This is a genomic window from Parapedobacter indicus, assembly GCF_900113765.1.
GTDB classification, from domain to species: domain Bacteria; phylum Bacteroidota; class Bacteroidia; order Sphingobacteriales; family Sphingobacteriaceae; genus Parapedobacter; species Parapedobacter indicus.
On sequence record NZ_FOQO01000010.1, the window covers coordinates 299,825 to 308,907 of the forward strand.

Here is a 9,083-nt window from a genome sequence, read left to right on the forward strand (position 1 = left end):
TGATTTATTAAACAATCAATGAATGGCTGAATTACCTAATTTCCTCAATTTTTAGTATCGCAGAATTGGAGAAATCCGTATCTTTGCTGGTAATACAACAACCTTAACGATGCCAATGAACCAATTATCACGAGTAGCAATCAAGGCTTGGGCCGAAGCCGATCGTCCGCGCGAAAAACTATTGGAACAGGGGCGGAGGGCACTTACCGATGCTGAACTGTTGGCCATCCTGATCGGGAGTGGCTCACGGGAAGAATCGGCTGTGGAGCTTTGCCGTCGTATCCTTCATGATAAAGGGAATGACCTCAACAAATTGTCGCGTCTATCGGTATCCGAGTTATGTCGATATAAAGGGATCGGGGAAGCTAAAGCGATCAGTATTGTGGCTGCACTGGAGTTGGGCCGAAGGAGGAAAGAACGGAAGAAAGAGGCGCGCGAGATACTAAACAACAGTAGACGGGTATACGAATATATGGAACAAGTTTACAACGATTTGCCCTACGAAGAGTTTTGGGTGCTGTTTTTGGCCGGTGGCTGCAAGCTGATTGCCAAAGTATTGATAGGCAAAGGCGGTAACGATTTTACACCGGTGGATATTAAACAGGTGTTACGTCTCGCATTGGAATACCACGCTTCGAGTATTGTTCTGACACATAACCATCCCTCGGGTACCCTGAAGCCGAGCTCTATGGATATTCAACTAACCAATAAATTGAATGATGCGGCAAAGCTGTTTGATTTTTCCATCAACGACCATATCATTTTCACGAATAGTGGATATTATAGTTTTAGAGATAGCGGATTGTTATGAAGCCGCGACTTCGCAAAAATGTTATCTTTGCACAAATTCCGAAATCAGGATGGACCTGCCATGTCAGCGCCTGCAGATTAAAAAGGCGATGAAAGTGTAGGTTTTATGAGGCGATAGAGAACAAACAATTTCGAATGAATATATCATACAATTGGCTTAAAGATTTTATACAAACAGGTAAAACACCCGAAGAGCTTTCGGAGATTCTTACCGATATCGGGCTGGAGGTGGAATCGTTAAAAGTGGTACAGAGCTTGCCCGGCGGCCTGGAAGGGCTGGTCATTGGAGAAGTGAAAACCTGCGTTCAGCACCCAAATGCAGATCGGTTGCGTGTTACGACTGTCGATATCGGAGAGGAAATACCGCTTTCGATCGTTTGCGGGGCTCCTAATGTGGCAGCGGGTCAGCGTGTTGTCGTAGCTACCGTAGGTACCACGGTTTATCCCACAACCGGAGAGCCTTTTAAAATCAATAAATCCAAAATCCGAGGAGAAGTATCGGAGGGGATGATTTGTGCAGAAGATGAGATAGGTTTAGGTACTTCGCACGAAGGGATTATGATTTTGGCGGCAGACGCACTGGTGGGAACCACTGCCAAGGATTACTTTGAGGTTCACGATGATTTCGTTTTCGAAATAGGACTCACTCCCAACCGTGCAGACGCGGCTTCACACCTGGGAGTTGCCCGGGATGTGGCCGCTTATTTGCGCAGTGGTTATGACTTGCCGGATATGCTGGCATTTACACCGGGTAACCCTAACGCATTACCCGTTTCGGTGGAAGATGCCGATGCGTGTCCTAGATACAGTTCGTTGACTATCAGTGGTGTTCAGGTTGGTGAATCTCCCAGATGGCTAACAGATCGTTTGAAAGCTATCGGCGTGCGTCCTATTAACAATGTTGTGGATGTGACCAACTATGTGTTGCACGAACTGGGGCAACCGTTGCATGCTTTTGATGCCGGTAAGCTATCGGGCGGTAAGGTGGTAGTGCGCCGGGCGCAGCCAGGCGAGCCATTTGTTACCCTAGACGGTATAGAACGCACGCTGCATGAAGAGGATTTGATGATTTGTGATGCAGAAAAGCCTCTATGCATTGCGGGGGTATTTGGCGGTATACATTCGGGTGTAACCGATAAAACCACCGAGGTGTTTCTGGAAAGTGCTTATTTTTATCCGGTTTCGGTACGGAAAACGGCAAAACGGCACGGACTTAAAACAGATGCCTCTTTCCGCTTTGAACGGGGCACGGATCCAGATATGACTGTGTTTGCCCTGAAAAGGGCTGCTCAGCTCATCGCGGAAGTAACCGGAGGTTATGTATCCACTGTTATCTCCGACTTATACCCGGCACCCATCCGCCCATTTACGTTTAATGTGCGATACGCAGCCGTGCAACGATTGATTGGAAAAGCCATTCCAGAAACGGAAATAAGGGGGATTATCGAGGCACTGGGCATTATCATATTGAGCGAAGCCGACGGAGTGCTGAATGTGCAGGTGCCGCCTTATAAGGTGGACGTAACCCGTGAGGTGGACATCATTGAAGAGGTGCTCCGTATGTATGGGTATAACCGTATTGAGATAAAGCGGCAGATCAAGGCTTCCTTGAACACTTCACCTAAGCCAGACAAGGAGGTAGTACAAAATCAGGTGGCCGATTTGCTGATCGGCAATGGTTTTCGGGAGATACTTTCCAATTCGCTGACGAAAATCGACTATTTAGACGATGCTGATTCGGCCGTACGGATACTCAATCCATTAAGTGCCGACCTGGAGGTAATGCGACAGAACCTGTTGTTTTCCGCTTTGGATGCCATTGCGTACAACCAGAAGCGCAAACAGGTTGATTTGAAATTATTTGAATTTGGCTATACCTACTGGCTGGACAACGAAGCGTTTGTTGAAACCCAACATTTGGCTTTGGCGATTACGGGCAAACAGCGATCCCAGCAGTGGAACCAGGCACCCAAACCGGTGTCGTTTTATCACATTAAGGCGATCGTGGATGCGCTTTTGCAGCGGTTAAATATAACGGGGTTGTCCGTGGCGGACAACCCCGAAGGTCATTACCAATATGGATTGGCGTACGAACGGGGAGGCAAAGTATTGGTTTCCTTCGGTGCAGTAAGTCCGTTGCTCTTGCAGAAGGCTGATGTGGATGGAGACGTGTTTTATGCTGATTTTGACTGGGGGTTGATCGGTAAAGCCATTCGTAAGAACAAAATTACGTTCCGAGAAGTACCGAAGTTTCCAGCAGTGCGGAGAGATCTTTCGTTGCTAATTGATGCCGGTGTAACCTTCGGCAAGCTAAAGGAAATTGCTGAAAAAAGTGAACGTAAACTTCTAAAGAGTATCCATGTTTTTGATGTATATAAAGGAGATAAGCTACCCGCAGGAAAAAAATCGTATGCGCTTCAGTTTGTAATACAGGATGAAGAAAAAACACTCAACGATAAACAGATTGATGCAATAGTTAAAAAATTAATTTATAATTTTGAGAAAGAAATAGGTGCGGAAGTGCGGAAATGAGTTGAAAGTTGAAAGTGGAAAATTGAAAGTAGGCAGTAGAAGGGGCAGTAACTTTCAATTTTCAATAAAAAAAGAATTACAAAAGAATGTCATCAATAGCGGCGCAACTGGCAAATGTGGTAAGCAACACGCGAAAGTTGTTGGATTTGTGTGTGTCCCTTCAGGAAGAAAACGATATGCTGAAGCTTGAGGTACAATCGTTGCAAGTTGCGTTTGACACAAGTAATGATAAAAATAAGCAAATTGAGGAGAAATTGAAAGCAGTCGCTGTGGCTCGTTCGTTGGAGGAAGGGAAAGTGGATAAAGCGGTAATAAATGAAAAAATACTTGACACAAAGCAAAAAATTAACGATTTTGTGCGGGAAATAGATAAGTGCATTGAATTGCTCAGGTAAAGGGCAGGAGAGTGACGGATAGTGAATTAGCTCAAACATGGGAGAAATTTCCATAAAAATAAACATTGCGGACCGGATTTATCCCTTGCGGGTAGATATGGAGGAAGAGGAGGTAATCCGGCGCGCATCAAAATTGATAAACGACAGGATTAAAGAGTTTCAGGAAAATTATGCAGTAAGGGATAAACAGGATTTATTATCGATGTGTGTGCTTCACTACGCTACGGGAATGCTAAAAGCAGAACGTAGATCGAGCGTGGACGAAGTTGGTGTCGTGAAGGCTGTAAATGAACTGGATAGCATGTTAACTGAGTTCTTTAGTAAATAACGTTCTTATTAATCAGAGCTTTAAACAACGAATTTACCGCAGTTAAATTCGGGTTTCACTATTTTAAACTTAACGCTTCAATATCACAAAGCGTAAATAAGATGTAGGCCATTTTGCAAATGCCATCTGGTCATGATCAATACGCTAAGCATGTGTAAGGAAGTTTATAATACATGAGACCTGGTTATTTAATTGCGGTTTTTTTTTGCCTCGTTTGTAGGTGTGTGAAACGGCAGACAAAAAATAAGGAAGGCAAAGCGGATAATTTGCAAAATAGTAGAAAACAAATGATTAAATATAAATAAATAAGCAAACATGGAATATATATACATCGGCATAGCTTTCGTCGTAGGTGCGGCCGTGGGTCGCTTCGCTCTGCGATTTTTATTCAAAAAGCAGGAAGTGGCGGCCCAGAGTAAGGCCAAAAAAATTCTGAAGGAAGCTGAACAGGCGGGCGAACACCTGAAGAAACAGCGACTGTTGGAAGCGAAAGAGAAATTTTTACAGTTGAAGGCCGAACACGAGAAAGAAACCAGCCAGAAAAACAACACGCTAAGTCAGCGTGAGGGCGGTATCCGACAGAAAGAACAGTCGCTCAACCAGAAAATGGAAAACCTGAACCGTGAAAAACAGGAGTTGGAAAATACACGGAAAAACCTGGAGCGGCTTACTGAACTGAATGAGAAGAAGCAGGAAGAGGTGGAGCAGCTCAAATCCCAACACATCAAGCAGTTGGAGACCATCGCAGGTCTCTCAGCAGAGGAAGCCAAAAATCAACTGATTGAAAATCTCAAAGAAGAGGCCCGTTCGCAAGCGATAGTCCAAATTAAGGACATTGTTGACGAAGCAAAACTAACGGCGACCAAAGAGGCGAAAAAAGTGGTGATCCAGACTATTCAGCGCACCGCTACAGAGAGTGCCATTGAGAATACGGTATCGATCTTCAATATTGAAAACGACGAAATCAAAGGGCGTATCATCGGTCGCGAGGGGCGGAATATCCGTGCACTTGAAGCTGCTACCGGTGTTGAGATCATTGTTGACGACACACCTGAGGCGATTATCCTTTCAGGCTTTGATCCCGTGCGCCGTGAAATTGCACGCTTAGCCTTGCACCGCTTGGTAACGGATGGGCGTATACACCCAGCCCGCATCGAAGAAGTGGTAGCCAAAACCAAACATCAGATTGAAGATGAGATTGTTGAAATCGGTGAACGGACTGTGATTGATTTGGGCATACATGGGCTTCATCCCGAACTGATCCGCATGGTAGGCCGTATGCGCTATCGCTCATCCTATGGCCAAAATCTGCTTCAGCACTCTCGGGAGGTGGCTAATTTCAGCGCCACGATGGCAGCAGAGTTGGGACTTAATATAAAGCATGCAAAACGTGCAGGATTACTCCACGATATAGGCAAGGTGCCCGATGATAATCCTGAGCTTCCCCACGCCATTCTGGGGATGCAGCTGGCCGAAAAATACAAAGAACATCCCGAGGTGTGTAATGCGATCGGTGCCCACCACGATGAAATCGAGATGACTTCATTAATCTCGCCGATCGTGCAGGCATGTGACGCCATTTCCGGAGCCCGGCCGGGAGCCCGTAGGGAAGTCGTCGAAAATTACATCAAACGGCTCAAGGAACTGGAAGAGTTAGCGCTATCCTATCCGGGAGTGGAAAAGACCTTCGCTATACAGGCCGGTCGCGAATTGCGGGTAGTCGTACAAAGTGAGCGAGTATCGGATGCTCAAGCGGAATTGCTCGCGGCGGATATTTCCACACGGATACAAACTGAAATGACTTACCCGGGACAAATTAAAGTGACGGTCATCCGGGAAACCAGGTCGGTATCTTATGCAAAGTAGCGAGCAAGTGAACGAGGAATAGGAGAATACGTGGAAAAAGGGGATAAGTAATTAAAAAAACAAAGGACGCCGGAGGGAATGGCCAAAACCAAGAAACAGCAGCAAAAACCACAGATCACCCCGAAGCGGGAAGTAGATGTTTACTTTGAAACATTCGATAGGCAATTTCAACATCCCGTTAATCGGGTTATTCAATACTTAGCTATTCCGGTTTTTTCGTTTGCAGTATTAGGCCTTGTATGGATGATACCGTTTCCCGAAATCGGATTTCTGAAGAAAAATGGGTATGATACCTTTCTCAACTGGGGTTCGTTTTTCATCGCTGGCATGATTTACTATTACCTTAGGCTGGCAACGACGTTGTCTTACGCGGTGTTGCTTACCGTGGGAGTGTTTAGCTTTTTTATTGTGCGACTGGAATATGTAGAACAGGCAGGAGGACCTGCGGTTTGGATGGTCTGCACCCTGTTGTTATTGATGTCTTTCCTGGTGTTATATTTGGGCAAACGCATGGAGCGGAATCCGGTGCCATTCGGTAGCTTTTTACGGATGCTGACATTAGGGCCCATATGGCTCTGGCACTTCGTTTTTAAAAAGCTTAACATTCCGTATTAACCAAATCCTGTGTTATCCATATTTTTTCGACAGTGCACCTAATCCCATTGTATAGCCGAAAGCAGCAAATTGGAATTTAAGGCTATTAATGTGGTGTATTTGCTCGTCCTTGGGCACCTCTTCCAAAATAAGAATCCTGTAATAGGCCTCTAGTAACTTGAAGCCGTATGTTTCGCATATGGATATGGCACGTTGCCCAATAATTCGATAGTCTTCTATATGGGTAAGCTTGCCAGATTGGATATGGAACAGCGCGTGTAAAAGACGATAAGATAAGTTATTCAGTGACGCCGTATTTTCTTTGGTGATTAGGGGAGCCGCCACTTCCAATTTGTTACATTCAAGAAGGTATAAGCCGTATACAAGCGATGTGTAATCTGCCTCGAAAGCCTGTGTTGGGTTGATCGCTTCAAGCCGGCGACGGAGAACCTCACTATACCCTTGTGCAATTTGTACATTACCGGATACTTTGACCAACATGTAGATCAGTAGGTCGAATAATTGGCTACCTGACGTGTAATCTGACAGCGACAGTTTGTGTGGTAGGGCATTAAGTTCACGGGTAACGTCGTCGTCGATAATGCCTTCTTTGAAATATTGGTAAAGATAGGAAAGTACACGAAGTGGATTGATCAGAAGGCTGGCAAATGTTTCGGGTTGTTTTGCGGAAAGGGCATCGAGTTGATGGAGCAGGTCCTCCTCTTCCCATTTAAGTAAGGCTATAAATGCGAGTTTGCTGCGGAGAATGATTTCCTGTGTTTCCGATAGATCAAAGGACAATAGTTTTGCAATATTGGACTCATATTCTGTTTGGAAACAGCTGTAATTGAGTATATAATCAACGAACCGGCTGTTATGAAGCTTGAGCCTTATTTCTTGTTTTGTGGCCGTGCAGGTGCTTTTACTGAGTTTGTCAAGGGCATCACATATAAAAGCCAGTACTTCAAATCGATCTTCTTTTAAAAAAGAGATAGACTCGATTTGGTTGATCAATCGCATGTCGCCGGATTCGGTATAAAATAACAATAGCCATCTCAGCTGTTCGATTTTTGTTTGATTGCTTATCTCTGTCTGATCCAATTTCAGAATGAGTTCGTCCGTTTCGTATGCGTTGTTGAATAATCGTAGTGCCATAAAATAGGCGGCAACTGTATTTGACTGAAACCGGATGACCATCTGCTGCCTTACTTCGAGTCCATCGCTGGTCTCAACGAGAACGCCGGAGTAGAGTAGGTCGTTGTAAGCCGTTTTATATTGCTTAATGATCGCATAAGCCTGCTTTTTGGAAACCTGCAATTGGTTGCGGTTTTGTTCGATAAGCAACGATAGTTCTTCCGTCAAAGCTTGCTTAGCTAAGGTATTGACTCCATTGAATACTTTCTTCTTTAAATATTGCGTGATCACTAAGTATTCATCGAATGTGGTTAGTTGACTTGGGTTCAGTTTCTCACCATTTAGCTCATAATAGTATTGAAAAAGTAGCGGAATGCGGATCAGGCGTTTCTGGTTTGGTTTCAGCAAATGAAAGGGTTTTGTTTTTCCGTTGATGTTACGGACAAGCTGGTGTAATTCGGTATCCGAAAACGGCGGGACGTTAGCCGATTCGTGGCCGGATGTTCCGCTTAATACTGAAAACCACTGTGGGTTGACGATGGTGTCTTTAATAATATTTTCGTATTTAAGTAAGGTTGCCGTGCGCAACACCAAGACAATACGGAACCACTTGTATTGCGCGAAATGGCACACCATTTCAATAAATTGATTAATTACGCTATAGAATTGTCGGTCAGCGATTAAATCACTATGTAATTCGTCAATGATAAGGTAAAAGTTGCCGGGAGCCGTGTCGCGATGGTGTTCTATAAAGGTGTCTAACAGATCACTGGAATCAAACCCTAATAGATGTGCCAGCCATCGGTTGCTGTGGTATCCGAAAACCGTTCCCTGCAAAAGAGAAAGACTGTTGGTGAAAAGGTAAACGTCGTTGGCTGAGGCTGCGTGGTTTTGACAAATCTGTTCTTCGACCCAATGGGAAACGGCGATGGTCTTTCCATGTCCGGTGCCCCCGCTGAGTATACCGGTGGTGGCGCCACTGAGATGGAGATGGTTCATAAAAACGTCCACACATTCGCGTTTTACTGTAAGGTGATAGGGAATGCCGCATTTATGTTTGTTGCTTTGGATGTTGAACAAACTGATTTTGGTTGCATTCAATGAAATCTCACCCCACGAACGTTGCTCTGACGTTTGTAGTTTTCCCTGCTCCATTTGGGTGTAAAAATAGTCCCAGCTTTCAAAGCCACAATATTCAGCCAGTGCGTTAAGTGTATATATAGACGGCTGATGTATCGATGATGCAAAGCCAAAAACCCGTTTAAGTGTCGTTTCGCTAACACTTTTATTAGTGGTCGACTTAATTTCAAGGCTGAGCCGATAGCAATCCGCAGGTACAATTTGTGAAATTTGGGATTTGCCCAAAACCAATGACTTTAACTTATCGAAATAAGCTTGTAGGTATGTTTTCATGTAAAGGCAGA

Annotated in this window: 7 protein-coding genes; 6 read left to right on the forward strand and 1 reads right to left on the reverse strand. The window is 44.7% G+C overall.

Annotation, left to right across the window (positions count from 1 at the left end; translation table 11 throughout):
- Window positions 1-115 precede the first annotated feature (115 nt).
- The 6 genes from radC (at window position 116) to BMZ56_RS20085 (ending at window position 6,546) form a co-directional block, all read left to right on the forward strand.
- Entirely contained in the window at window positions 116-811 is a 696-nt protein-coding gene (gene radC, locus BMZ56_RS20060) for a RadC family protein (RefSeq protein WP_245893306.1), read from the forward strand.
- A gap of 134 nt (window positions 812-945) precedes the next feature.
- Window positions 946-3,342, forward strand: a complete 2,397-nt coding sequence (gene pheT, locus BMZ56_RS20065) for a phenylalanine--tRNA ligase subunit beta (RefSeq protein WP_090629881.1) — start codon at window positions 946-948, stop codon at window positions 3,340-3,342.
- 86 nt (window positions 3,343-3,428) lie between these two features.
- The gene (locus BMZ56_RS20070) at window positions 3,429-3,737 is read left to right on the forward strand and encodes a hypothetical protein (RefSeq protein ID WP_090629884.1); all 309 of its coding nucleotides are present in this window, start codon (window positions 3,429-3,431) and stop codon (window positions 3,735-3,737) included.
- 37 nt (window positions 3,738-3,774) lie between these two features.
- The gene (locus BMZ56_RS20075; RefSeq protein WP_090629886.1) at window positions 3,775-4,065 is read left to right on the forward strand and encodes a cell division protein ZapA; all 291 of its coding nucleotides are present in this window, start codon (window positions 3,775-3,777) and stop codon (window positions 4,063-4,065) included.
- Between the two features lie 315 nt (window positions 4,066-4,380).
- Complete coding sequence (gene rny, locus BMZ56_RS20080) at window positions 4,381-5,931, forward strand: ribonuclease Y (protein ID WP_090629889.1); 1,551 nt, start codon at window positions 4,381-4,383, stop codon at window positions 5,929-5,931.
- Window positions 5,932-6,009: 78 nt separating this feature from the next.
- Window positions 6,010-6,546, forward strand: a complete 537-nt coding sequence (locus BMZ56_RS20085; RefSeq protein WP_090629891.1) for a DUF962 domain-containing protein — start codon at window positions 6,010-6,012, stop codon at window positions 6,544-6,546.
- Between the two features lie 12 nt (window positions 6,547-6,558).
- On the opposite strand, the gene BMZ56_RS20090 is transcribed toward BMZ56_RS20085, so the two are convergent.
- Window positions 6,559-9,072: a hypothetical protein gene (locus tag BMZ56_RS20090; protein ID WP_090629894.1), complete on the reverse strand. Its 2,514-nt coding sequence runs from the start codon at window positions 9,070-9,072 to the stop codon at window positions 6,559-6,561.
- Between the last annotated feature and the right edge of the window lie 11 nt (window positions 9,073-9,083).